Here is a 24347-nt window from a genome sequence, read left to right as displayed (position 1 = left end):
GCGACCGGAGTCAGCGGGCCGGGGTGCGCCGGGACCGGCGCCCCGGGCTGACCGGGGTGGCCCGGGTGGCCGAAGACCGGCTGGCCTGGCTGCCCGGGCTGGCCCGGCTGGCCGAAGACGGGCGGCGTGGGCTGTCCGTTGGGCGAGCTCTGACGCGACGACACCTGCGGCGGCGGCACCATCTGCATGATCCGGGCCACGATGTGGTCGGCCGGGATGTCGTCGGCCAGCGCGTCGTAGCTGAGCACGAGGCGGTGCCGCAGGATGTCGGGCGCGATGTCCTGCACGTCCTGCGGGAGCGCGTAGTCACGGCCACGCAGCAGGGCCAGGGCACGCGTCGCCCGGACGATGCCGAGCGAGGCGCGGGGACTCGCGCCGTACTGGATCAGCTGTGCCACGTCGGGCATGCCGTGCTGCGCCGGGGCGCGGGTCGCCAGCACCAGGCGGACCGTGTAGTCGACCAGGGCGTTGTGGACGAACACCTGGTCGGCGCGGCGCTGCAGGGCCAGCAGGTCGGCCGGGGTGAAGATCTGCTTCGGCTCGGGGGCGCTCACCCCCATCCGGTAGACGATCTCCCGCTCCTCGGCGTCGGTCGGATAGCCGACCACGATCTTCATGAGGAAGCGGTCCCGCTGCGCCTCGGGCAGCGGGTAGACACCCTCCTGCTCGATCGGGTTCTGCGTGGCCATCACCAGGAACGGGTCGGGCACGTCGTAGCTCTTGCCGCCGATCGACACCTGGTGCTCGGCCATCACCTCGAGCAGCGCCGACTGCACCTTGGCCGGAGCCCGGTTGATCTCGTCGGCCAGCAGGAAGTTGACGAAGACCGGGCCGAGCTCCACATCGAACTGCTCGGTCGACTGCCGGTAGATCCGGGTACCGACGATGTCCGCGGGCACCAGGTCCGGAGTGAACTGCACCCGGGAGAACGTGCCGCCGACCACCTTGGCCAGCGTCTCCACGGCGAGCGTCTTCGCCACCCCGGGCACGCCCTCCAGCAGGCAGTGGCCACGGGCCAGCAGGGCCACGAACATCCGCTCGACCATCCGGTCCTGGCCCACGATGACCCGCTTGACCTCGAACATGGCGCGCTCGAGCTGCGACGCGTCCTGCGCGGGCGGCACCGGCACGCCGGCGTCGGCGCTGGTCTCGGTCTCAGACGTGCTCGGCTGCGCCACCGGTCCTCCACAACTGTCGAGATGCGCCGGCTCTTCGACGCCGACGGTCAAGACTTACACGACAGACAACAGCACACGGCTGGGAGGTTCCTAAGAGCCCCCGCAGCGGCACTGCACGGCAGCATAGGGAGCCGTGTCGTCATCCGGGCGTCATCATCGCCGGATCCGCTCGTCTTCGCAGCCCAGAATGCCATTGGCCAAAGGTGTGGATCTTTCTGCGCGATCCGCCGGATCGGGCACCGTCACCGGGTACTCACGCGACCTTGGGATGCGTGTAGCATTTGAGCCGTCGCCGGGCGACTTCCCCCGTGGTCGCCCGGCGCTCAAACTTTTTCTCCCAGCCGTAGGGTTACGGCATGGTCGAGGACTTCCCGCCCCAGTGCTCCTCCAAGGGCTGCCGGGCGTCCGCCGAGTGGCAGCTCCTCTGGAACAATCCGAAAATCCACACGCCGGACCGGCGGAAGACGTGGCTGGCCTGCACCGATCATCGTGCTTCCCTCAGCTCGTTCCTCGAAGCCCGCGGATTCCTGCGTGAGGTCACTCCCTTCGCCTCGTCGGACGGTGCGGTCGTCTCCTAGGCTCTAGTTGTGAGTGAGCCGTCCGCGCCGACCGTCGTCGATGCCCTAGAGCCCTGGCCCGGCACCGTGGTGTGGCGCCCCGTCTCCAGCCGGCTGATCATCGTCCACCTCATCGGCATCGCCGTCTGGGCCGCGGTGCTCCTCGGCGGGCTGATCGCCGGCCACCTGATCGTCGGCGGCTCGTGGTGGTTCTGGGGGATGGGTGCGGTGCTGGTCCTGGCCGTCTGGCGGGCCGTCGTCGCCGCCCGCGCCGTGCGCGCCTGGGGTTACGCCGAGCGCGACAAGGACCTGCTCGTCCGGCACGGCCTGCTGGTCCGGCACCTGTCCATCGTGCCGTATGCGCGGATGCAGTACGTCGACGTCACCGCCGGCCCGTTGGAGCGCGCCTTCGGCCTGGCCACGGTACAGCTGCACACCGCCGCCGCGGCCAGCAACGCACGGGTCCCGGGCCTGCCCCCGGACGAGGCGTCCCGGCTCCGCGACCGGCTGACCGCCCTCGGCGAGGACCGGGCCGAGGGCCTGTGACCAGCGCCGGATTCCCCCACCCGCCGCAGGCGACCCCGGGCGACCCGCTCCCGGGCACCCCTCCGCCGGCGAGCCCTTCGCCCGCCACCCCTTCGGCTTCCAGCTTTTCCTCCGGCAGCCTTCCACCGGCCGGCGGCGCTGCGCAGCAGGTGGGGACGATCTCAGCGGTCCCCGGTCCGCCCGAGGGTGAGGCTCGGCAGCGGCTGCATCCGCTCAGCCCTCTGCTGAAGGGCGCCAAGAGCATCGCCGTGATCGTCGCGGCCCTGTCGTGGAACACGCTCGGCGAGGTCGGGGCAACCGACTTCGCACTGATCGTGCTGGCGGTCGCCGTGGCCGTGGTGATCTTCTCGGCGATCGGCTGGTGGAACACCGGCTATCACGTCGTCGGACGGGAACTGCGGATCACCGAGGGACTCATCTGGCGCCGCAACCGGGCCATCCCGCTCGACCGGCTCCAGGCCGTCGAGGTGCGGCGGCCGCTGCTGGCCCAGCTCACCGGCCTCGCCGAGTTGCGGCTGGAGGTGGTCGGCGGCAGCAAGACCGAGGCCCCACTCGCCTATCTCACCGTCCGCGACGCCGGGGCGCTCCGGGAGCGGCTGCTGTCGCTGTCCGGCAAGGCTCCCGCGGTCGCCACCCCCGCGGCCGCCGGCGTCCGGGAGGTGCCGCTCTACCAGGTCCGCAATCAGGATCTGCTGATCAGTCAGCTGCTCACCCCGCAGGCGTTCTTCCTGCCGTTCGGCGTCGCCTGGGTGATCACCCAGTTCGTGATGGAGGGCACCTGGACCTTCATCGGCATCGCCAGCACCGTCACCGCGATGGCCGGTGTGCTGTTGCAGCCCATCCGGCGGGTGCTGCGCGACTGGGACTTCCGGCTGTTCCGCGGCGATCGGCTCGTCCTGCACTACGGGCTCACCGAGACCCGCAGCCAGGTGGTCCCGCCGCACCGGGTCCAGACCGTCCGGGTCACCTGGCCGCTGCTGTGGCGGGCCAAGCAATGGCTGCACCTGACGCTCGACATCGCCGGGGTCTCCGGCCCCGAACCGGGCGACGACCACGCGTCCGACCGCCTCATGCCGGTCGGTGACGTGGCAGCGGCCCGCGCCCTGGTCGCCGCCGCCCTCCCCGGTGTGGACCTGATCGGCCTGGCCACGTCCCCACCACCACTCCGGGCGAAGTGGCTGCACCCGTTCGGCCTGCGTTTCTACGGCGCCGGGCTGGCCGACCAGGTCTTCGTCAGCCGGTCCGGGCGGCTCACCAGGGAGATGACCCTGGTGCCGTATGCGCGGCTGCAGAGCGTCCGCGTCGTCCAGGGCCCGTTGCAGCGCCGTCTCGGCCTGGCCACCGTCTACGCCGACACCGCGGGCGGCCGCGCGGGCGAGGCCCGGGACCGCGACCTGACCGAGGCCTACGCGATCGCCGACCAGCTGGCGACCCGCTCCCGCCAGGCGCGGGCCGCCCTGGCCCACAACCCGCCAGTTTCCGTCCCACCGGGTCTCGGCACTCCAGGCCTCGCGACGCCCAGCGCTGTGCCGCCTGGGGTGGCTGGGCCCGGTGGCTCGGCGGCCGGGGTGGTTTCGCCCGGCTTCGGGGGGCCTGGGGTGGTACCGCCGGGCGCGGTTGACCCACCGTTCGGCGAGACCGTCGACGAGACGTACTGGCAGCGGCCCGAACAGTCTTAAGCTTTGGCGATGGAGCTTCCGGAGTTCGCGCCCGGTCTCAGCGCCCGGGTCGAGTTGACGGTCACCGACGCTGATACCGCCCAGTACTTCGGCTCCGGCGACGTGCCCGTTCTCGGCACGCCCCGGCTGCTGGCCCTAGCCGAGGCCGCGACAGTCGCCGCCACCGCCCGGACGATCCCCGGCGGCGTCACCACCGTCGGCAGCCGGGCCGACGTCGACCACCGGACACCCGTGCCGGTCGGGCGGCGGGTCGCCGCGCAGGCCACCCTGACCAAGGTGGACGGGCCGAGGCTTCTCTTCGAGGTGACCGTCAACGACGGCGAGACCCTGGTGGCCGAGGTCCGTATCGAACGCATCGTCGTCGACCGCCAACTGTTCATCGCCCGCGCCCTCGGCGACTGACCTCCGCGGCCGGGTGCGCCGACGGCGGCCGACAGTTCGGTCGGCGGGCCGCTGCTCCCGGCTACGGGCGGGGTGATCCGATGGCCGGCGGAACTCGGGCCGGGCTACATGCGGAGCCAGCCTCGGTACCAGTCGGTGAAGGTCATCCGGCTGCCGTCCGCGTTCTGTTCGGGCTGGAAGCCCTCGCCGTCGGCGCAGAAATCCGTCCAGATCTGGCCACGGGACGGGCCGCTCACCACCAGCGTCACCCACGCGGCGCAACCCATGTCGCACAGGTAGAGCAGGCCGTCGGAGTGGACGGCGTCCTCCGGCAGGTCCGCCGGCACCTCACCCCAGAGGTCGGGAATCCCCTCATGGAGCGGGCGTTCCCGCCGGTAGTCGTCAGGGACGAAGCCGCGGATGCGGGCGAACGGGCGGGCCAGGGTCTCCGGCCTCGTCGGTGATCCCTCCCAGGTCCAGCGGCCGGCGACGCGACGCGGCGGGAACAGCCCGTAGCAGGGACCGGCGCCGCCCCGGCCGGCCTGCCGTAGAAAGGCCCGATAGTCCTCGGGGAGGGCGACGCCGATCTGGGTCTCCAGCTCGGCGAGCTCGTCACCGGTCAGCGGCGGCTCCAGCGGACGATGAAGCCCGTCGCCGACGACCTCCGCGCCGCCGGCGAGAGCGGCGAGGCGAGGCCGGACGTCCGACCAGTCGATCTCAGTCACGGCCGGACGATAGCGCGTGGGTATGACCGGCCCGCTACGCGATCGTCGACGACGTGGCCCGGTGCGTTGCCTGCTGGAGTCCCCGGCGACTGGCCTGATGACGACCACTTCGCGGCCAGGTCGCACCCGCATTGCCGCAGCTGGACAGGTTCCGTGGTCACGGTCAGTTCGCGGGCCGTCGCTAACTGGCCTTGACCGGACGGCAGACCTCGACCGCGGAAGGTGGGGTGACGGTGACCAGCGGCCCCCAGCCCGGCGGTCGCCGGACGGTCCGGTGTTTCGCCTGCGTCGCGGTGTGGTCAGGGGACTTTTCGTGGCCGTACCGAATCAGAGATCTCCCCAGCGGTCCCGCAAGTCGGACGGGGTCGGCATCGCGGTGGCACCGCCCTGTCGTTCGCAGACCAGGCCGGCCACCGAGAGTGCGAAGCGGACGTGCTCCGACCAGCCTGCCAGGTCCGCGGGACGTCCGCCGGTGAGGAGGCGGCTGATCAGGGCGGCCATCACCGAGTCGCCGGCACCGGTCGCGTCGATGGCCTTGACCAGGGGCGCCGGGATGTCGGTCGCACCGTCGGGGGCGGCGACGTGCGCGCCGCGGGAGCCGCAGGTGACGACGACCGCTCCCGCGCCGAGGGCGAGGATGCGGGCCGCCGCGGACGCCGGATCGTGGTCGCCGTAGAGGACGATCGCATCGGCCGAGCTGAGTTTTACCAGGTCGGCGGTACTGAAGAATTCCTCGGCGAGGTCGCGGAGGGCGTCGACCGCGGCGGTGTCGGGCAGCAGGGTGGGCCGCGCGTTGGGATCGAAGACCCGCAGCGGGCCGGAGGATGCGGTGGCGTGGGTCCAGGCGGCGCGGGCGGCGCTGAGGAACGGCTCGCGGAGCAGGCTGATGGACCCGGTGTAGAGGACCGCCGCCCCGCCGACCGCCGGCAGGTCGATGTCGGCCGGTGTGAGGAGCGCGTAGGACGGCGGCTCCCCGTAGAACGTGAACGTCGGCTCGGCGCCCTCGAAAGTGGTGACCGCGAGCGTGGTGGGGACGGCGACCCGGCGCACGCCCTGCCCGTCGACTCCGGCCGCGCGCAGGAAGGCGGCCATCCGGTCGCCGAGGACGTCGGTGCTGAGGCTGCCCGCGAACCGGGCGTCGCCGCCGAGCCGGGCGACGCCGACGGCGACGTTGAGGGGTGCCCCGCCGATCGCCTGCCGGTAGACCTGTTCGCCGTCGAGGTCCGCTTCGAGCAGGTCGATCAGCGCCTCGCCCATCACCATCGCGTAGCCCACGCTGCCACCCTCTCATCCCGGGGCGGAGGGTCCCAAGCAGGCCAGACTTATCCGATCATCAGGCCTATTTCTGTAAATTTGCGACAATCGGCAGATGAATACGTTAGTGCTGGCGATGGTCACGCCGCTGCTGCTCGCGCCGGCTCCCGTCGCGGAGGGGACCTTCAAGACCTGGCGCGACGGGGCCCGCGCCGTGACCTACGACACCGCGGTGGTCCCGGCAGGCGCGCGGGCCACGGTCACGATCATCCAAAACCATGACGGGGTACGGGTGAACCTGCTCGCGACCGGACTGAAGCCGGGCCGGCCGTACGGCGCCCACCTGCACACCAACCCGTGCGGCAAGGATCCGGCCGACGCCGGCCCGCACTACCAGCACCGCCTCGACCCCGCCGCCGGACCGGGCAAGCCGTCGTCCGACCCGGCCTACGCCAATCCCCGCAACGAGGTGTGGCTGGACTTCATCGCCGACCGCAACGGTGTCGGCCGGGCGGTCAGCGCGCAGGACTGGACGTTCACCGACGACCGGCAGCCGCGGTCGCTGGTGCTGCACGCCGAGCACACGCACACCGGGCCGGGTCAGGCCGGCATGGCGGGGGCACGGCTGGCGTGCCTGACCCGGGGCTGATCAGCGGGCCGCCGGGCCCGGCCCTGCCAGGGCCGGGGCTTCGGCGGTAACGTCGGGGGCACCGAGAACGGAGGCACCCCCATGGCCGAGAACAGCGGCGCCCAGCCCGCACCGAAGACGGAGTCGCACGACCCCGACTTCCCCGAGGCGTTCCTGAGCTTCATGCGCCAGGGCTGGCGGGAGGATCCGCTGGCCGTGACGCCCCTGCCCGAGGTGCCCAACTACGCGAAACGTCGCAACGACCTCTCCGAGGCGTTCCCCGGCGAGACGCTGATCATCCCGAGCGGCAACGAGAAGGTGCGCGCCAACGACACCGACTACCACTTCCGCCCGGGCAGTGACTTCTTCTACCTGACCGGTGACCGCGACCCGGACAGTGTGCTCGTGCTGCACCCGAGCGGCTCGGGTCACGACGCGGTGGTCTACACCCGGCAGCGCAACTCGAAGGACACCGACCGCTTCTTCCGGGACCGCAACGGTGAGTTGTGGGTGGGCCGCACGCACACGCTGTCGGAGAAGTCGACGGAGCTGGGCGTGGCCACGGCGCCGCTGGGCGACCTGGGTGCGGCGCTGGCCGGTTCGGCGCCGGGCCGGACCCGGGTGCTGCGCGGCCTGGACGCCAATGTGGACCGGGCCGTCCTGGCCTACGAGCCGGATCGCACGAAGCCGCGTGACCGCGCGCTGGCCGCGGTGATCTCCGAGCTCAAGCTGGTCAAGGACGAGTGGGAGATCGCGCAGCTGCAGGCCGCGATCGACGCGACGGTGCTGGGCTTCGAGGATGTGGCACGCATCCTGCCGGCCGACCGTGGTGTCAAGGAGCGCCTGCTGGAGGGCGTGTTCGGGCTGCGGGCCCGGCACGACGGCAACGACGTCGGCTACACGTCGATCGTCGGCGCCGGCCAGCACGCGACGATCCTGCACTGGGTGCGCAACACCGGCGTGACGAAGCCCGGTGAGCTGCTGCTGATGGACATGGGAGTGGAGGGCGACAACCTCTACACCGCCGACGTGACCCGGACGGTTCCGGTGAACGGCACTTTCACGCCGCTGCAGCGGCAGGTCTACGACATCGTGTATGCGTCTCAGCAGGCCGGGATGGACGCGATCAGGCCGGGTGTGGTCTTCCGGGACGTGCACAAGGTCTGCATGCGGGTGCTCGCCGAGGGTCTGCACGACCTGGGCCTGCTGCCGGTGAGCGTGGACGAGGCGATGGCCGACGACAGCACCGTCTACCGGCGGTGGACGCTGCACGGGTTCGGGCACATGCTCGGCATCGACGTGCACGACTGTTCCGCGGCGCGCAACGAGACGTACCGGGAGGGCACGCTCAAGGAGGGCTACGTGCTCACCGTCGAGCCGGGCCTCTACTTCCAGGCCGAGGACGAGCTGGTCCCCGAGGAGCTGCGCGGTCTCGGCGTCCGGATCGAGGACGACGTGCTGGTGACGGCGGACGGCTGCCGCAACCTGTCGGCCGGCCTGCCGCGAGCCTCCGGCGAGGTCGAGCAGTGGCTTGCGTCGCAGCGTGAGGCGGGTCCTCGCCTGCCCGGCTGACCGTCCGGCAGGATCGTGACATGAGCACCACCGAGCCCGCCGTGCGGCTGCGTTCCTACGGCGGGCTCCGCATGTGGCGTTCCGGTGCCGAGGTCGACATCGGGGCGCCGCGGCTGCGGATCCTGCTGGCGGCACTGCTCGCGGCCCGCGGCGGTACGGTCGGCGTGGACACCCTGATCGAGCTGATCTGGGGCGCCGAGCCTTCGCCCAGCGCGGTCAACCAGCTGCACCGGCTGGTCGGGCAGGCCCGGCGGCTGTTCGAGCCGGAGCTGGCCAGCCGCGCCACCGGGAGCTGGGTGTTCCCGGCCGGCCAGGGGTACCGTCTTCTCACCGATGCGCGGAGCTGCGACCTGATGGCGGTGCGCGCGCTGCTGGACACCCCCGGAGCGGCACCCCGAGCGCTGGAGATCGCCCAGGAGCCTGCGTTCGCCGGGCTGGACGCCGAGGTGCTCACCCATCCGGCCTTCGTGGCCCTGGAGCAGGAGCGGATCCAGATCGCGGTCGAGGCAGCCGATCTGGCCGGGCCACGCCTGCTCCCCCTGCTCCAGCGGATCGCCGCGTCGGCGCCGCTGCACGAGCCGCTCCAGGCCCGGGTGATCCGCCTGCTGACGTCGGCCGGCCGCCGGGCCGAGGCGCTGGTCCTCTTCGACACGACCCGCCGTCTGCTCGCCGACGAGCTGGGCGCCGACCCGGGTGCCGAGCTGCGGGCGGCCCATCTGGCGGCGCTCACCGACGACGAGCCGGAGCCCGCGCCGGCCCATCGGCCGGCGCAGCTGCCCCGCCGGGTGGCGGGTTTCGTCGACCGCGGTGATCTGCCCGATCCCAGCGCCGGCATCGTGGTGCTCAGCGGCATGGGCGGGATCGGCAAGACCGTCCTCGCGGTCGACTGGGCGCACCGCCTGGCCCCGCGCTATCCGGACGGGCAGCTCTACCTCAACCTGCGCGGCTTCGATCCGAGCGGCCGTGTGGTGACCCCGTCGGATGCGCTGGCGACGCTGCTCGAGTCGGTCGGTGTCGGCCCGGCCGAGCTGCCGGGCGACGTCGACGCGCGGTCGGCCCGGTTCCGCTCCGCGGTCGCCGACCGGCGCATGATCATCCTGCTGGACAACGCGCGTGACTCCGAGCAGGTGCGCCCGCTGCTGCCCGGCGCGCCCGGCTGTCTGGTGCTGGTGACCAGCCGCAACCGGCTCGCCGGCCTGGTGGCACACGAGGGCGCCCGGGCGGCCCCGGTCGGCCGGCTCGGCGACGCCGGTGCACGTGAGCTGCTCGCGAAGCGGATCGGCGGGTCCCGGCTGGCCGCGGAACCGGCTGCGGCGGCCGACCTCGTCCGGTTCTGTGCCGGGCTGCCGCTGGCGCTGTCGATCACCGCCGCCCACGCCGCGGTCCGGCCCGGGCTGAAACTCGCCGACCTGGTCGAGGAGCTGACCTCGCAGGCACGGCTGGACGCGCTCACCACCGGCGAGGCGCACGACGACGTCCGGTCCGCGCTGTCCTGGTCCTACCTGGCGCTGAGCCCGGCCGCCGCCCGGCTGTTCCGGTTGATCTCGGTGCACTCCGGCCCGGAGATCCCGGTCGAGGCGGCGGCCAGCATCACCGGGACGGGCCCGGCCGTGCGTGCGGCGCTCGCCGAGCTGAGCGCGGCCAACATGATCACCGAGGCCGGCCGCCAGCGGTACACGTTGCACGACCTGCTCCGGGCGTACGCCGGGGAGCTGCTCGGCGACGAGCGGGCCGAGGCGGTCCGGCGGCTGGTCGAGCACTGCCTGCGGGACGCGCGGGCCGCCTATCTGGCGTTCGGCCGACCCGAGATCGCGCCGCTCGGGCCCGCCTCACCGGGCATGACACCCACTCCGATGGCCGCCTTCAACGACACCCTCCGGTGGTACGCCCAGGAGCAGGCCGCGCTCGCCTGTGTCATCGACCTGGCCCTGCTGCACGGCCACCACCGGGAGGCGGTGCTGATGGTGCTGTACCTGCGGGCGGTCCGGTCGGCCCGGCTCGAACCGTACGCCGACTCCCGCGAGCAGACCATGCGGGTCCTGGCCGTGGCCGGCGATCTCGGCGAACCGGTGCTGGAGGCGGGTCTGCTGCGTGAGGCCGCCCTCATCGAGAGCCGCACCGATCCGACGGTCGCCCGGATGCTGCTGCGCCGCGCGCTCGACATCGCGGAGCGGGCCGGTGACGTGATCGGCGAGGCGCACCTGCTGCGCAACCTGGGCCTGCTCGTCGCCCGCGACGACCAGACAGCGGCTCTCGTCCACCTGCGGCGGTCGGTGCGGGCGGCCCGGATGACCGGCGAGCCGACCGTTCTCGTGTACTCCATCGACGCGCTGGCCCGGATCCTCCAGGAGGCCGGGCAGACCGCCGAGTCGGTCACGCTCGCCCGGGAGGCGTTCGACATCGCCCTGGCCACCGGCCTCGACGAGCTACGGACCAACGCGGCGACCCGCCTGGCCGAGACCTCGCTGCTGACCGGCGACCACCGGCAGGCCGCGGCGATGGCGCGATGGGCGGCCGAGCACGTCCCGCCCGGCGAGATCCACATCCGGCTCCCGATCTACGCCTTCCTGGCCGAGGCCAGCGACCGGCTCGGCGACCACGAGCAGGCGCGGGCCGCGTGTGACGTCTTCCGTGATCTGATGAGCCGGCACGGCCCCGCCTACCGGCAGGCGCTGGGCGGCAAGGAGGTGGACCGGTTCGTCGCCGTCGTGGACCGGATCACGAGTGCATCGGAAATGCACTGATCACGCACTGAACTCCGGTTGGCTGATCCTCGACCGATCTCCAGGAGGATCAGATGAGCTACCCGAAGCCCGTCCTCGAACCGGCCGCGCAGGCTTTCGTCGAGGCGACCGCGAACCCGCCGTACCTGTTCGACCTGGGTCCCGAGGAGGGCCGCAAGGCCGTCGAGTCGGTGCAGGACGGCACCGGTGTCGACACGCCCGCCGCCGACGTGCAGGACCTGACCTTCGCGGGCGGACCGACCGGCGAGGTGAAGGTGCGCATCCTGCGACCGGCCGGGGTGACCGGGCCGCTGCCGGTGCTGATCTACACCCACGGCGCGGGCTGGGTCTTCGGCGACGCGAACACCCATGACCGGCTGGTCCGTGAGCTGACCGTCCGGGCGAACGCCGCCACCGTCTTCGTCGAGTACGACCGCTCCCCCGAGGCCCGCTACCCGGTCGCCGTCGAGCAGGTCTACGCCACCCTGGAGTGGGTGGCCACGCACGGCGCCGGGCACGGCCTGGACGCCACCCGCATCGCGGTCGCCGGAGACTCGGTCGGCGGCAACATGACCGCCGCCCTGACCATCCTGGCGAAGCAGCGGTCCGGCCCGGCCATCACCGCGCAACTGCTGTTCTACCCGGTGACCGACGCGAGCTTCGACACCGACTCGTACCACCAGTTCGCCGAGGGCTACTTCCTGCGCCGCGACGGCATGCAGTGGTTCTGGGACCAGTACACGACCGACGAGGCGGAGCGGGCGCAGATCACCGCGTCACCGCTGCGGGCCACCACCGAGGACCTGGCCGGGCTGCCGAAGGCACTGGTCATCGTGGCCGAGGCGGACGTGCTGCGGGACGAGGGCGAGGCGTACGCGGCCAAGCTGCGCGCTGCCGGAGTCGACGTGACGGCCGTCCGTTATCAGGGCATCGTCCACGACTTCGTGCTGCTCAACGCCCTCAAGGACACGCACGCCGCGCGGGCCGCCACCCGTCAGGGCGGCGATTTCCTCCGCGACGCGCTGCACCCCTGATCCGCTGAACCCGTCGATCCCGGGCCCGGCGGGTCGGTGAGCCGCACGCTCCTCGGCCCGGCGATCCCCGGGCCCGGCGGGTCGGTGAGCCGCTCGCTCCTCGGCCCGGCGACCCACGGTCCGGCGATCCACGGGCCCGGCGCTCCACGACCCGGCGCTCCACGACCCGGCGCTTCTCGGGCCGGGTCAGGACGCCGGCTTGAACTCCGTCACGTTCCAGCACTCGGCGGCGGCCGGATCGTCCTCGACGTTGATCTTCACCTGGACCGGGTGGCCGTCGGCGGTGTCGAACTTGGTCTCCACGGTGGCGCCGTCCTCACCGGCGGTCGCCGCCATGGCCAGCAGCTCGCCGAGGGTCGGCACGTCGATCTCCTCGCCCTGCTGGCCCTCGGTGACCGGGCCGAGCTCGACCTCGGCCGACGAGGACGGCACCACGGACACCGCGCCGACCCGCTCGGCAGTGCTCAGCACACCGTCCTTCACGGCCGCCCGGTACTCACCGATGGGCGTCGACTCGCACCCGCGGGTCAGCGTGAAGCTGTAGGCGGCCGGCTCGGTCCAGGCCGGCGCCGACGCGGCGGTGGCCGGGGCGCTCGGCTCCTGGATGACCGGTTTCTCGTCTCCGGACGAGGTGCAGCCACCGACGAGCCCGGCCAACACCAACGCGCACAGGGCACGCTCTACCCGCACCACGACCTCCGCTCGACGCCTCACGCGGCGCAATGTAGCGCAGCCACGCTCACCGCGACGGCCGGGGCCGACCGCTCTCAGGCCGACCGCTCTCAGGCCGACCTCCCTCAGGGGATCTCCTCCACGAACACCGCGGCGGACCGGGCCGGGACGTCGAAGGGGGTGGCCGCCCGCAGCACCGGGTCGGCCGAGCCGGCCAGCTCCGGGTGCGGCCGCAACCTCTCCGGCGCGGGGACCTGTGGGTGGACCGTGCTGTCGGTGGCGTTGAACACCACGACCAGCCGGGACCAGCGGGCGTCGAGGCCGGTGCCGTCCAGGCTCATCACGATCACGCCGGGCTGGTCGGACGGCCCGCCCGGAGGGAACGACAGCCGCCGCTGCACCTCCTCGGCGGTCGGCAGGCCGAAGACCGGCGACGACCGGCGGATCCGCAGCAGCTCCCGATAGCGCTCGGCGGCCAGCTCGATCACGTCGGGCGCCGGGACCAGCGACGGGTCACCGAGCAGGGGCCGTGCCCAGTCCCACTTGTCGCCGTTGTCGCCCTCCGGCGGCAGGCCCACGCCGAACCCGTTGCCGAGAGCCGGGTCCCACCGGATCTGGTTGAACCAGTCACCGGAGTTGAACGAGTTACGGTCCAGCGACTTGGACCGGAGCCGCTCGGTGCCGAGCGCCACGAAACCGGCGCCCTGGCTCAGCACCACCAGCGCCAGCGCGAGCACCTGCATGCGCGCCCGGTCGATCTGCGAGATGCCCGGTGGCAGCTTGAACGCCATCGCGTCGTAGAGGATCTCGTTGTCGTGCGCGTCCACATAGTTGACCGCCTCGCCGGGCGAGTGGGCATACCCGGCCGGTGAACCGTTGTAGCCGATCTGCCCGCCGCTGCGCTCGGCGCCGTCGTGGGCCAGGAACCGGTAGGTGGCCAGCGCCCCGGACAGACCCACCTTGATCTGGTCGTGCAGCCACAGCGGGACGGCCGAACCGAGACCGGTCGCGAAGCCGCGCACCGCCGGGTCGTCGCCGAAGGCCCCGCCGCCACGGATCGCGTCGCGCAGCCGGTCGTTGAACGAGCCGACCCCGCTGCCGGCCATGTTGACCTGGGTGGCCTGGGCGAATCGTGCGTCGTAGGCGACCTCGCCGAAATTCCACCCCTCGCCGTAGAGCGTGATGTCGGGGCTGACCCTGGCGAGCGCATCCCGCGCCTGCAGGATGTTGGCCCGCGGGTGGTGGCCCATCAGGTCGAACCGGAAGCCGTCGATCCGGTACTCCCGGGCCCAGGTGACCAGGGAGTCGACCACGAGCCGGCTCATCATGGTGTGCTCGGTCGCCGTGTTGGGGCAGCAGCTCGACTCGGCGGTGCTGCCGTCGGCGAGCAGCCGGTGGTAATAGCCCGGCACGATCCGGTCGAGGACGCTGAACCGGTCGAGGCCGTCGCCCATGGTGTGGTTGTAGACGACGTCGAGGACCACGCGCAGCCCGGCCGCGTTGAGCGCCACCACGGCCGCGCGCAGCTCGGCGATGCGGGCCGTGCCGGCGGGGTCGGTGGCGTAACTGCCCTCCGGCGTCGTCCAGTGCCAGGGGTCGTAGCCCCAGTTGAAACCGTCGGAGTCGGCCACCGCCATGACGGCCCGCTGCTGCTCGGGCGAGTCGGGCGGGAAGGACGCCAGGTCGCAGAGCGGCGCCGACTGGTCGGCCCGCCGGTCGGGCACGGTGGCGAAGTCGTTGACCGGCAGCAGGTGCACATGGGTGAGCCCGGCATCGGCGAGCGAGCGCAGGTGGCGCATCCCGGCCGACGCGTCGTGGGTGAACGCCAGATAGGTGCCCCGCTCGGCGGGCGGCACCGTGGTGTCGGCGATCGAGAAGTCACGGACCGAGAGCTCGGTGATCTGCATCCGGGCCGGTGGCACCGCGGCCGGCTTGGCGGACTCGGCCCAGCCGGGCGGGCAGAGCGCCGGGTCGGACAGGTCGACGAGCTGGCTGTGAGTGGAGTCGGTGGCGAGCGACACCGAGTAGGGGTCGGTCACGCTGGTCGTCACAATCCGCTGCGCGGCCGGCTGCCACACCTGGACGCGAAACCTGTACCACCGGTTGAGCCACTTGCGCTTGCCGGTGATCGACCAGACGCCGGTCTCGTCGTCGCGCTCCATCGGCAGGACCCGCGGCTCCTCGCCGGGCTCGCGGAAGAGCTCCAGCTCCACGGTGCGGGCGGTGGGCGCCCAGACCGACAGGCGTGGCCGGTCCTTGTCGTCGACGACCGGGCCGAGCTCGGCCCCCTCGGCGGCGCCGTAGAGGTCGTCGAGAACGCCCTGCAGCTGCACGGCGGTCAGCGCGACCACCTCGCCGGCACCATCGCGGCCGGTCACCAGGAGCTGGTCGCGCAGCATCTCGGCGAGGGTCGCGTCACCGAGCTCACGGACCGCGAAGGCCCGGTAGGCGCGCAGGTGCGGGAAGCGGCGGCTCTGTGCCTGGAACAGGCCGCCGGGCCGGGGCACCAGGGGCAGCGAGCCCAGGGTGAAGCTCACGGCCCGCGCGGCGAACCACTCCGGCAGCGCGACGGTCCCCCGGTCGATGAAGACGGCGTGCGCGCGGGCCGGGTCGAGCTCGGGGCCCAGCGTGCCGACGTCGGGGCGGATCGGTTGACGGACGCCGGCGGTGATCCAGGCCTCGCGTGCCACGGTGAGGTCGAGGCGCTGGTCGTCGGGGAGATCCTTCTCCTCGGCACGGTGCAGCACGTAGCGCAGGCCGACCGCGTCGGGGCGGACCCGCACCTCGAAGACCGCGCCGAACGCGTCGAAGTGGGTGGGCATGTGCGGCCGGCCCCACCGCGTCTTCTCGGTGACCGGGACGCCCTCCCAGGCGTGCAGCCCCCACCCGGCGTAGTCACCGGCGGGCCGGCGGTAGTGGATGACGACGGTCTCGGCGGCGGGCTCCGGCAGGTCGGGCGGGACGTGCGAGACCCGCCGGTCGCCGGCGGTGACCCAGATCTCACTGGCCTCACTGAGCGTGACCCAGCGGTCGATCTCGACGTCTTTCGCGCCCTGCCGGTTGAGGACCAGGAAACCGATCTCCTGTGCGTTGTCAGCGAGGCGCACCCAGGCGAAACGACCCCACGCGTCCTCGCCGGCGAACGGGACGCCGTCGGGATAGAGCGTGTCGGCACCGGGCGCGAGGTCGCCCCAGGCGTGCAGGACCCAGTCGGCGTAGTCACCGTCGGGCCGCTGATAGTGCACGATCAGCCATTGCGAACGGGTCTTGCTCTGCTGGCCCGGACCGCTCGAAATGATCTCCATCGTCGTCACCGGCCCATCATCCCAGCGGGATACGACATTTTCCGGGCGTCCCGGCTACAGACTGCGAGGATCGTCGCGTGGGACCCGCCTTGCAGGGTCTAGCAAGACGGACGTACGGTTTACCGAAGACGCACAACCGAGAGTTAGGCAAACCTAACCCGAAGGTCGCCCTTTCGGTGCGAAAGACTTGACTTCCAGTCGCTGGGTGTGAAGGAGATGACGGTGGCCAGCCTCGACACCTTTGGTGCGAAGAGCGAGCTGCGCGTCGGAGACGCGAGCTACGAGATTTTCACGATCGACAAGGTGAAGGGGCACGAACGCCTGCCCTACTCCTTGAAGATCCTCCTGGAGAACCTGCTGCGCACTGAGGACGGCGCGAACATCACCGCCGACCACATCAACGCGCTCGGCAGCTGGGACAAGGACGCACAGCCGAACGTCGAGATTCAGTTCACCCCGGCACGGGTGCTGATGCAGGACTTCACCGGCGTCCCCTGCGTGGTCGACCTGGCCACCATGCGCGAGGCCGTGAAGGACCTGGGCGGCGACCCGACCAAGGTGAACCCGCTCTCGCCCGCCGAGATGGTCATCGACCACTCGGTCATCGCCGACCTGTTCGGCCGCGCGGACGCCTTCCAGCGCAACGTGGAGCTGGAGTACCAGCGCAACCGTGAGCGCTACCAGTTCCTGCGCTGGGGCCAGACCGCGTTCAACGAGTTCAAGGTCGTCCCGCCGGGTACCGGCATCGTGCACCAGGTCAACATCGAGTACCTGGCCCGCACCATCATGGAGCGCAACGGCCAGGCGTACCCGGACACCGTGGTCGGCACCGACTCGCACACCACCATGGTCAACGGCCTGGGCGTGCTGGGCTGGGGCGTCGGCGGCATCGAGGCCGAGGCCGCCATGCTCGGCCAGCCGGTGAGCATGCTGATCCCGCGGGTCGTCGGCTTCAAGCTCTCCGGCGAGGCGCCGGCCGGCACCACCGCCACCGACCTGGTGCTCACCATCACCGAGATGCTGCGCAAGCACGGCGTGGTCAGCAAGTTCGTCGAGTTCTACGGTCCGGGCGTCAGCGCCGTCCCGCTGGCCAACCGCGCGACCATCGGCAACATGTCGCCGGAGTACGGCTCGACCGTCGCGATCTTCCCGATCGACGAGCAGACCATCGACTACCTGAAGCTGACCGGCCGGACCGAGCAGCAGGTCGCGCTCGTCGAGGCGTATGCGAAGCGGCAGGGCCTGTGGCTCGACCCGGCCGCCGAGCCGGACTACTCGGAGAAGCTCGAGCTCGACCTGTCGACGATCGTCCCGTCGCTGGCCGGCCCGAAGCGCCCGCAGGACCGGGTGCTGCTCAGCGAGGCCAAGTCCGCGTTCCGCGCGGCCCTGCCGACCTACGTGAAGGAGGACGAGGCCGGCCTCGAGTCCTTCCCGGCCAGCGACCCGCCCGCGGTCTCCGGCCGCGCGTCGAAGCCGACCCTGGTCAAGGGCGACGACGGCGTGGAGTACGAGCTGGACCACGGCGCGGTCGTCATCGCCGCCATCACGTCCTGCACCAACACGTCGAACCCGCAGGTCATGATCGGTGCCGCCCTGCTCGCGAAGAAGGCCGTCGAGCGCGGCCTGACCCGCAAGCCGTGGGTGAAGACCACCCTGGCCCCCGGTTCCAAGGTCGTCTCCGACTACTACGACCGGGCCGGCCTCACGCCGTACCTGGACAAGGTCGGTTTCAACCTGGTCGGTTACGGCTGTACCACCTGCATCGGCAACTCGGGCCCGCTGCCCGAGGAGGTCTCGGCGGCCATCAACGAGGCCGACCTGACCGCGGTCAGCGTGCTCTCCGGCAACCGTAACTTCGAGGGCCGGATCAACCCGGACGTCAAGATGAACTACCTGGCGTCCCCGCCGCTGGTGGTGGCGTACGCGCTGGCCGGCTCGATGGACATCGACATCACCACCGAGCCGCTGGGCATCGGGTCGGACGGCGAGCCGGTCTTCCTGACCGACATCTGGCCGTCCAACGCGGAGATCGACGAGACCATCGCGCAGGCGATCGGTGCCGAGGGCTTCAGCACCGCCTACCAGGACGTCTTCGCCGGCGACGAGCAGTGGCAGTCGCTGCCGACGCCGACCGGCAAGACGTTCGAGTGGTCCGACGACTCGACCTACGTCCGCAAGCCTCCGTACTTCGAGGGCATGCAGGCCGACCCGAGCCCGGTGACCGACATCACCGGCGCCCGCGTGCTGGCCAAGCTGGGCGACTCGGTCACCACCGACCACATCTCCCCGGCCAGCTCGATCAAGCCGGACTCGCCCGCCGGTAAGTACCTCGCCGAGCACGGCGTCCCGCGCGCCGAGTTCAACAGCTACGGCTCGCGCCGCGGCAACCACGAGGTCATGATCCGTGGCACGTTCGCCAACATCCGGCTGCGCAACCAGCTGCTGAACGATGTCGAGGGTGGCTTCACGCTCAATCACCTGACCGGCGAGCAGACCACGATCTTCGACGCGTCGGTCGCCTACCAGGAGGCCGGCGTCCCGCTGGTCATCCTCGCCGGCAAGGAGTACGGCTCGGGCTCGTCCCGCGACTGGGCGGCCAAGGGCACCATGCTCCTCGGCGTCCGCGCGGTCATCGCCGAGAGCTACGAGCGGATCCACCGCTCCAACCTGATCGGCATGGGCGTGCTCCCGCTGCAGTTCCCGCAGGGGCAGAACGCCGCGTCGCTGGGCCTCACCGGCACCGAGACCTTCTCGTTCACCGGCGTCACCGAGCTCAACGACGGCACCACGCCGCGCACGGTCAAGGTCACGACGGACAGCGGCATCGAGTTCGACGCCGTCGTCCGCATCGACACGCCCGGCGAGGCCGACTACTACCGCAACGGCGGCATCCTGCAGTACGTGCTGCGCAAGATGCTCCGCAGCTGATATCCGCTGGTCAAGGCCCGCTTCCCGGTTCCGGGAGGCGGGCCTTTTCCTTTTGTTCGGTACGGCCGACGCGCCCCCGCCGCGCGCAAGAGGCGCTCACCCCGTACCGAATCATGGTCGGAAGCCCGTCTTGTCGGCGTCGGTGATCTCGCGCAGCACCCGGGCCGGGACGCCGGCCGCGATCACCCCGGCCGGGATCGGTCTGGTGACCACGCTGCCGGAGGCGACAATCGCGCCGTCACCGATGGTGACGCCCTGGTTGATGGTGACGCCGCCGCCGATCCAGACGTTGTCACCGATCGTCACCGGTTTGGCGTAGCAGGCCCCGGCGGCCCGCTCGGCGGCGTCGATGGCGTGGTTGGACGTGTAGATCCCGACCCGCGGCCCGAACAGCACATGGTCACCGATGGTGATCCCGCCGCCGTCGAGCATCACGCAGTCGAAGTTGCCGTAGAAGCCGTCCCCGATGCTGATGTTGAACCCGAACTCACACCGGAACGTCGGCTCGAAATGGCAGCCCTCCCCCACCGATTTCAGCAGCCGCCGCAGGATCACCTCGCGCTCGGCCTGAGCCTTACCGAAACTGGAGTTGTACTCGTCGGTCAGCAGCACGGTCCGCTCCCGAGCCTCGACGAGTTCGCTGGTCAGATCGTTGTACATGGCCCCGGACAGAATGTGCTGCCGCTGCTCTTCAAGCGTCACCCGGCGATCCTCCCACGTGTCGGCGTGGACTCCCCGCCGGTGATGAATAGGCTTCGGGAATGGATGACAAGACTGTTCTGGGCCGGATCACCGAGCTGGTCGACGAGGAACACAAGCTTCGCCGGCAGCTCAGTGAGGGCAGCATCTCGTCCGACGAGGAGCACTCCCGTCTCAAAGATCTCGAGGAGTCCCTCGACCAGTGCTGGGACCTGCTGCGCCGCCGCCGGGCGGCCCGTGACGCCGGCCACGATCCGGACGCCGAGCAGGCCCACAGCACCGCCGAGGTGGAGGGCTACATTCAGTAGGGCTGCATTCAGTGAGATGAGCCGGGGCCGTGCGGCCCCGGCTCCCACCGGCCGTCAGCGCAGCCCCGCCTCGAAGTGGAGGCGCTCGATCAGCTCGTCCTCGTCGATCGTCAGGCCCCGCGACCGGAACCAGCCCGCCACGTTCCGCACGTCGCGGGCGATGAACTCGCCGCCGCGCGGGTTGGCGATCACGTCGACGATCTGCGGCAGGTCGATCATGACGAGCCGGCCGGCATGGACCATCGTGTTGTACGGCGACAGGTCACCGTGCGCCACCTGCGCCCGGGCCAGCACCGACAGCGCGTCGGTCATCTGCCGCCACAGGTCGGCCAGCTGATCCGGATCGACCCGGACCTGGGCCAGGCGTGGTGCGGCCTCGCCGGTCTCCCAGTCACCGATGAACTCCATCATCAGCTCGGTGCCGATCAGCTGGACCGGGTAGGGCACGCAGACCAGGCCGCTCTCCTGCCCGATCTCCCACAGCCGGCCGAGCGCGCCGAACTCGGCCGCCGACCACTGCCCGGAGATCATCTCCTTGCCGAAGGATGTCCGGTTGGTCATCGCCCGCATCTCCCGGGACCGGCGAACCCGGCGCCCTTCGAGATAACCGGCGTCCCGATGGAACATCCGGTGGTCGCCGTCGCGGTAGCGCTTGGCGGCCAGCATGCTGATCTTGTCGGTGCCCGGGATGGCCCGGCGCACCAGGAAGACATCGGCTTCCTTGCCGGTCTTGAGCATGCCCAGCTCGGTGTCGACCGCACCGTACTCGGTACGCACCCAGTCGGGGCGAGGCTCGGGACCATGCAGAGCGCCGTCCCACGTGGACCACCGATCACCCTCCTCGGGCAGATCAGGGTCCTCCTGGAGGGCCGGCTCGATCCGGCCGCGCTTTACGAAAGTCGGGTCGTCGTCGTCGAACTTGCGGCGCTTGCCGCGCATGGTGGTGGAGCCGTAAGAGTCGTGCTCGCGCACTGGAGGTTCTCCTCGGAGAAAGAAGTTTTCGGGGAAGCGGGGACAGCAGGCATCACAAAGACGGCCATGAGGTCCACCCCCTTCTCTCTCGTCGGTTCGTTTCCGGCGCGCCCACTCTTTCCGATCACCGCGGGGCGCGCAACCGATTTATCTCAGCGGGTCGCCATGATCGCGGACAGGCCCTGGATCACGTTGCCCACCGCGTGGGTCGGCGCGAACCGGTTGTCCACCCAGTCCCGCCCGCGGTGCAGCCACACGCTGGGCAGACCGAGCGCCGCGGCCCCGCCGATGTCGGCCTCGGGGCTGTCACCGACGACCCAGGCGCCGGCCAGGCGCATCCGCACCCGCTGGGCGGCCAGCGCGAAGATCCGCGGGTTCGGCTTACTGACCCCGCACTCCTCGGAGATCACCCAATCGGCGACATAACGGTCCAGCCCGGTCCGCCGGATCCGGGCGTCCTGCTGCTCGGCCTGCCCGTTGGTGACCACGACCGGCACCAACCCGGCGTCGCCGGCGATCTCCAGAGCGCAACCGACCATCGGGTCGAGGCGTTCGTAGGTGGGTGGCCCACCGTTCAGCTCGTCGACCAGATCGATCGCGGAAACCCGCAGACGGTAGCGCTCACGAATCAGATCAGCGAGATCCCAGCGGGAGGTCAGACCGTCCGCGTCCACCGCGACGAGCCACTCCAGATCGTCCTGCGGAGCACCGATCTCATCGAGGAACCCCTTTGCCCACAGCCGGAACGCACCACTGCGGTCGAGCAGGGTGTCGTCCAGAGCGAGGAAGACTAGAGGCACGCGGGCACTTTACGTGAGCATCACGCGAACCAACCAGCCCAGAACTGTTAACAAGACGCTGAGAGCATGACGCAATTCGCATCATCCGATCGAGGGACGCCCGGTTCTTGTAAGCCGTACGTACGGATTGCAAGAAAGTCCTGGCCCATGACACGATCAATCCCGTGCCCAGGGTGAGTCAGGACCAGCTCGATGCTCGACGTCACGAGATCCTCAACGCGTCGCGCACGTGCTTCGCGCGGTTCGGATACAACGGCGCGACGGTCCACCGGCTCGAAGAGGCCACCGGCATGTCCCGTGGCGCGATTTTCCACCATTTCCGGGACAAGGAACATCTGTTCCTCGCCGTCGCCGAGGACGACGCCGCCACGATGGCCGAGATCGTCGCCCGTAACGGCCTCGTCCAGGTGATGCGTGACCTGCTCGAGCGCGCCGGCAACAGCGAGGGTGACACGGCCGGCTGGCTCGGCACCCAGCTGGAGGTGGCGCACCGGCGGCGTACCGATCCGGCGTTCGCCAAACGGTGGGCGCAGCGGTCGGCCGCCATCGCCGACGCGACCCGTGAGCGGCTCCAGCGCCAGCGGGACGCCGGGGTGCTCCGCGAGGACGTGCCGGTCGAGGTGCTCACCCAGTTCCTCGAGCTGGCGTATGACGGGCTCGTCCTCCACCTGGCCACCGGCCGGCCCGCCGGTGAGCTCGCCGCCGTCCTCGACGTCGTCGAGGACGCCGTCCGCCGCCACTGACCCGGTCCCCCGGCCGCGGCCTACCCCCGAGGTAATGGCCGTCGCCGGCCGGGCCCGCCTACGCTGCCGGGCATGAGCGACGTGGGCAGGTTGCTGCGCGGCTGGCGGGACGCGCGGCGGATGAGCCAGCTCGACCTCTCCGGGCGGGCCGGGGTGTCGACCCGGCATCTGTCGTTCGTGGAGACCGGGCGCTCCCGCCCGACCCGGCAGATGCTGCTGCGGCTGGCCGACGAACTGGACGTGCCGCTGCGGGCCCGCAACGAGCTGCTCCTGGCCGGCGGGTTCGCACCCACCTACCCGGAGTCGGCCCTCGACGGCCCGCCGCTGGCCGACGTGCTGACCGCGCTGCGCACCGTGCTCGCCGGGCACTCACCGAACCCGGCCGTCCTGGTGGACCGGCACTGGACGATGGTCGACGGCAACGACGGGGTGGCCCGTTTCACCGCCGGATGCGCACCGGAACTGCTGGCACCACCGGTCAACGTCCTGCGCCTGGCGCTGCACCCGGCCGGGATGGCACCCCGCATCGGCAATCTCGCCGAGTGGCGTACGCACCTCCTGCACCGCCTGGACCGGCAGGCCGCGGCCACCGGCGACCCGGTGCTGCGTGAGCTGCGGGCCGAACTGGCCGCCTACCCCGGCGGTGAGGTCGCCACCGGCCCGGACGGTCTGGTCGTCCCGCTGCACTACCAGGACCTGCGGTTCTTCAGCATCACGACGGTGCTCGGCACCCCGCGTGACGTGACCCTCGCCGAACTGGCCATCGAGGCGTTCCTCCCCGCCGACGCGGCCACGGCGACGGCGCTGCGCCGGGAGATGGCAGGATCGGGGCATGGACCTTGGGCTCGCTGATCGTGTGTACATCCTCACCGGGGCCTCGCGCGGGCTCGGGTTCGCCACCGCGCAGGCACTCGTCGGCGACGGTGCGAGGGTGGTCGTCTCCGCACGTGACGACGACCGGGTCAACGAGGCGGTGACCGCGCTCGGCGGCCCCGAGCACGTTCTCGGTGTGACCGCCGATCTGTCCGACCCGAGCACCCCGCGGGAGCTGGTGCACGCCGCGCAGGAGCGGTTCGGGCGGCTCGACGGCGCGCTGGTCTCGGTCGGCGGCCCGGCGCCCGGCACCGCGGCGAGCATGAGCGACGACCAGTGGACGAGCGCGTTCGAGACGGTGTTCCTGGGGTCGGTGCGGGCGGCGCGGACGTTCGCGTCGGCGCTGCCCGAGGGCGGTGCGGTCGGCCTGGTGCTGTCCACCTCGGTGAAGACGCCGCTGGCCGGGCTCGGTCTCTCCAACGGTTTCCGTCCCGGCCTGGCGATGGTGGCGAAGGACATGGCCGACGAGTTCGGGCCGCGCGGCATCCGGGTCCTGAGCATCCTGCCCGGCCGGTTCATGACCGACCGCAGCCGTGAGCTCTTCGCGGCGGCCGCCGACCCGATCGCCGCCGCCGAGACGGTCGAGTCCGGCATCCCCCTGCGCCGCATCGGGGAGCCCACCGAGTTCGGCCGGGCCGCCGCCTTCCTGCTCTCCCCGGCCGCGAGTTACATGACCGGCGTGGCGATCGCGGTCGACGGCGGCGCCCTCCGCACCCTGTGACCGCCCCCTCCGACGGCCGCGCCGCCGCATCCCGCTCCGGCGCCGGCGG

20 protein-coding genes and 1 pseudogene are annotated in these 24347 nt (G+C 71.4%); 13 read left to right on the top strand and 8 right to left on the bottom strand.

The window, feature by feature from the left end; genetic code table 11:
- Positions 1–80: 80 nt before the first annotated feature.
- A pseudogene (locus tag ACFO0C_RS05610) lies at positions 81–1178 on the bottom strand (AAA family ATPase); the annotation flags it as partial.
- 356 nt (positions 1179–1534) lie between these two features.
- Here ACFO0C_RS05610 and ACFO0C_RS05605 point away from each other — a divergent pair.
- From ACFO0C_RS05605 to ACFO0C_RS05590, 4 genes are read left to right on the top strand one after another with little or no spacing between them, the layout of a single operon-like run.
- Positions 1535–1756 carry a hypothetical protein gene (locus ACFO0C_RS05605; RefSeq protein WP_378065425.1) on the top strand — a complete coding sequence of 74 codons (222 nt, stop codon included), beginning with the start codon at positions 1535–1537 and terminating at the stop codon, positions 1754–1756.
- Positions 1757–1765: 9 nt separating this feature from the next.
- The gene (locus ACFO0C_RS05600; RefSeq protein WP_378065424.1) at positions 1766–2281 is read left to right on the top strand and encodes a PH domain-containing protein; all 516 of its coding nucleotides are present in this window, start codon (positions 1766–1768) and stop codon (positions 2279–2281) included.
- The gene (locus ACFO0C_RS05595; RefSeq protein ID WP_378065423.1) at positions 2278–3960 is read left to right on the top strand and encodes a PH domain-containing protein; all 1683 of its coding nucleotides are present in this window, start codon (positions 2278–2280) and stop codon (positions 3958–3960) included. Before ACFO0C_RS05600 ends, ACFO0C_RS05595 begins: the two co-directional genes overlap by 4 nt.
- 9 nt (positions 3961–3969) lie before the next feature.
- The gene (locus ACFO0C_RS05590; RefSeq protein WP_378065422.1) at positions 3970–4362 is read left to right on the top strand and encodes a thioesterase family protein; all 393 of its coding nucleotides are present in this window, start codon (positions 3970–3972) and stop codon (positions 4360–4362) included.
- Between the two features lie 104 nt (positions 4363–4466).
- Here the strand turns inward: ACFO0C_RS05590 and ACFO0C_RS05585 are convergent, their stop codons facing one another.
- Both ACFO0C_RS05585 and ACFO0C_RS05580 read right to left on the bottom strand, forming a co-directional pair.
- Positions 4467–5066, bottom strand: coding sequence for an SMI1/KNR4 family protein (locus ACFO0C_RS05585; protein ID WP_378065421.1), 600 nt, complete (start codon positions 5064–5066; stop codon positions 4467–4469).
- 327 nt (positions 5067–5393) lie between these two features.
- Positions 5394–6341 carry a carbohydrate kinase family protein gene (locus tag ACFO0C_RS05580; RefSeq protein WP_378065420.1) on the bottom strand — a complete coding sequence of 316 codons (948 nt, stop codon included), beginning with the start codon at positions 6339–6341 and terminating at the stop codon, positions 5394–5396.
- Positions 6342–6435: 94 nt separating this feature from the next.
- Between ACFO0C_RS05580 and ACFO0C_RS05575 the strand changes: the two genes are divergently transcribed.
- The 4 genes from ACFO0C_RS05575 (at position 6436) to ACFO0C_RS05560 (ending at position 12277) form a co-directional block, all read left to right on the top strand.
- Entirely contained in the window at positions 6436–6969 is a 534-nt protein-coding gene (locus ACFO0C_RS05575) for a superoxide dismutase family protein (RefSeq protein ID WP_378065419.1), read from the top strand.
- A gap of 81 nt (positions 6970–7050) precedes the next feature.
- Complete coding sequence (locus tag ACFO0C_RS05570; protein WP_378065418.1) at positions 7051–8520, top strand: aminopeptidase P family protein; 1470 nt, start codon at positions 7051–7053, stop codon at positions 8518–8520.
- A 20-nt stretch (positions 8521–8540) separates the two neighbouring features.
- Entirely contained in the window at positions 8541–11264 is a 2724-nt protein-coding gene (locus tag ACFO0C_RS05565; RefSeq protein WP_378065417.1) for an ATP-binding protein, read from the top strand.
- A 53-nt stretch (positions 11265–11317) separates the two neighbouring features.
- Positions 11318–12277 carry an alpha/beta hydrolase gene (locus tag ACFO0C_RS05560; protein ID WP_378065416.1) on the top strand — a complete coding sequence of 320 codons (960 nt, stop codon included), beginning with the start codon at positions 11318–11320 and terminating at the stop codon, positions 12275–12277.
- A 186-nt stretch (positions 12278–12463) separates the two neighbouring features.
- Here the strand turns inward: ACFO0C_RS05560 and ACFO0C_RS05555 are convergent, their stop codons facing one another.
- Positions 12464–12991: a hypothetical protein gene (locus tag ACFO0C_RS05555; RefSeq protein WP_378065415.1), complete on the bottom strand. Its 528-nt coding sequence runs from the start codon at positions 12989–12991 to the stop codon at positions 12464–12466.
- Positions 12992–13074: 83 nt separating this feature from the next.
- Entirely contained in the window at positions 13075–16254 is a 3180-nt protein-coding gene (gene pulA / locus ACFO0C_RS05550; protein WP_378065414.1) for a pullulanase-type alpha-1,6-glucosidase, read from the bottom strand.
- A gap of 216 nt (positions 16255–16470) precedes the next feature.
- On the opposite strand from pulA, the gene acnA reads away from it, so the two are divergent.
- Positions 16471–19182, top strand: a complete 2712-nt coding sequence (gene acnA / locus ACFO0C_RS05545; protein ID WP_378065413.1) for an aconitate hydratase AcnA — start codon at positions 16471–16473, stop codon at positions 19180–19182.
- A 111-nt stretch (positions 19183–19293) separates the two neighbouring features.
- Here acnA and ACFO0C_RS05540 read toward each other — a convergent pair whose 3' ends face one another.
- Entirely contained in the window at positions 19294–19884 is a 591-nt protein-coding gene (locus tag ACFO0C_RS05540; protein ID WP_378065412.1) for a sugar O-acetyltransferase, read from the bottom strand.
- 59 nt (positions 19885–19943) lie between these two features.
- Between ACFO0C_RS05540 and ACFO0C_RS05535 the strand changes: the two genes are divergently transcribed.
- Entirely contained in the window at positions 19944–20189 is a 246-nt protein-coding gene (locus ACFO0C_RS05535) for a DUF2630 family protein (protein WP_378065411.1), read from the top strand.
- 54 nt (positions 20190–20243) lie between these two features.
- Here ACFO0C_RS05535 and ACFO0C_RS05530 read toward each other — a convergent pair whose 3' ends face one another.
- Positions 20244–21161: a serine protein kinase RIO gene (locus ACFO0C_RS05530; RefSeq protein WP_378065410.1), complete on the bottom strand. Its 918-nt coding sequence runs from the start codon at positions 21159–21161 to the stop codon at positions 20244–20246.
- Positions 21162–21313: 152 nt separating this feature from the next.
- The gene (locus tag ACFO0C_RS05525) at positions 21314–21961 is read right to left on the bottom strand and encodes an HAD family hydrolase (RefSeq protein WP_378065409.1); all 648 of its coding nucleotides are present in this window, start codon (positions 21959–21961) and stop codon (positions 21314–21316) included.
- A gap of 164 nt (positions 21962–22125) precedes the next feature.
- Here ACFO0C_RS05525 and ACFO0C_RS05520 point away from each other — a divergent pair, with 164 nt between their 5' ends.
- The 3 genes from ACFO0C_RS05520 to ACFO0C_RS05510 all read left to right on the top strand — a co-directional run bounded on the left by ACFO0C_RS05520 (position 22126) and on the right by ACFO0C_RS05510 (position 24298).
- Complete coding sequence (locus ACFO0C_RS05520) at positions 22126–22704, top strand: TetR/AcrR family transcriptional regulator (RefSeq protein WP_378065408.1); 579 nt, start codon at positions 22126–22128, stop codon at positions 22702–22704.
- A 72-nt stretch (positions 22705–22776) separates the two neighbouring features.
- Entirely contained in the window at positions 22777–23556 is a 780-nt protein-coding gene (locus tag ACFO0C_RS05515) for a helix-turn-helix domain-containing protein (RefSeq protein WP_378065407.1), read from the top strand.
- Positions 23537–24298 carry an SDR family oxidoreductase gene (locus tag ACFO0C_RS05510; protein WP_378065406.1) on the top strand — a complete coding sequence of 254 codons (762 nt, stop codon included), beginning with the start codon at positions 23537–23539 and terminating at the stop codon, positions 24296–24298. Before ACFO0C_RS05515 ends, ACFO0C_RS05510 begins: the two co-directional genes overlap by 20 nt.
- Positions 24299–24347 lie beyond the last annotated feature (49 nt).

This window comes from Actinoplanes subglobosus (genome assembly GCF_042650585.1).
Lineage (GTDB): Bacteria > Actinomycetota > Actinomycetes > Mycobacteriales > Micromonosporaceae > Actinoplanes > Actinoplanes subglobosus.
This window is presented reverse-complemented; position numbering and strand designations above follow the sequence as displayed.

What these genes read in the sequence shown, in the direction of transcription:
- ACFO0C_RS05605 (WP_378065425.1), top strand. Translation starts at nt 1,535, where the DNA reads ATGGTCGAGGACTTCCCGCCCCAGTGCTCCTCCAAGGGCTGCCGGGCG.
- ACFO0C_RS05590 (WP_378065422.1), top strand. Translation starts at nt 3,970, where the DNA reads ATGGAGCTTCCGGAGTTCGCGCCCGGTCTCAGCGCCCGGGTCGAGTTG.
- ACFO0C_RS05575 (WP_378065419.1), top strand. Translation starts at nt 6,436, where the DNA reads ATGAATACGTTAGTGCTGGCGATGGTCACGCCGCTGCTGCTCGCGCCG.
- ACFO0C_RS05570 (WP_378065418.1), top strand. Translation starts at nt 7,051, where the DNA reads ATGGCCGAGAACAGCGGCGCCCAGCCCGCACCGAAGACGGAGTCGCAC.
- ACFO0C_RS05565 (WP_378065417.1), top strand. Translation starts at nt 8,541, where the DNA reads ATGAGCACCACCGAGCCCGCCGTGCGGCTGCGTTCCTACGGCGGGCTC.
- ACFO0C_RS05560 (WP_378065416.1), top strand. Translation starts at nt 11,318, where the DNA reads ATGAGCTACCCGAAGCCCGTCCTCGAACCGGCCGCGCAGGCTTTCGTC.
- pulA (WP_378065414.1), bottom strand. Translation starts at nt 16,254, where the DNA reads ATGGAGATCATTTCGAGCGGTCCGGGCCAGCAGAGCAAGACCCGTTCG.
- acnA (WP_378065413.1), top strand. Translation starts at nt 16,471, where the DNA reads ATGACGGTGGCCAGCCTCGACACCTTTGGTGCGAAGAGCGAGCTGCGC.
- ACFO0C_RS05535 (WP_378065411.1), top strand. Translation starts at nt 19,944, where the DNA reads ATGGATGACAAGACTGTTCTGGGCCGGATCACCGAGCTGGTCGACGAG.
- ACFO0C_RS05515 (WP_378065407.1), top strand. Translation starts at nt 22,777, where the DNA reads ATGAGCGACGTGGGCAGGTTGCTGCGCGGCTGGCGGGACGCGCGGCGG.
- ACFO0C_RS05510 (WP_378065406.1), top strand. Translation starts at nt 23,537, where the DNA reads ATGGACCTTGGGCTCGCTGATCGTGTGTACATCCTCACCGGGGCCTCG.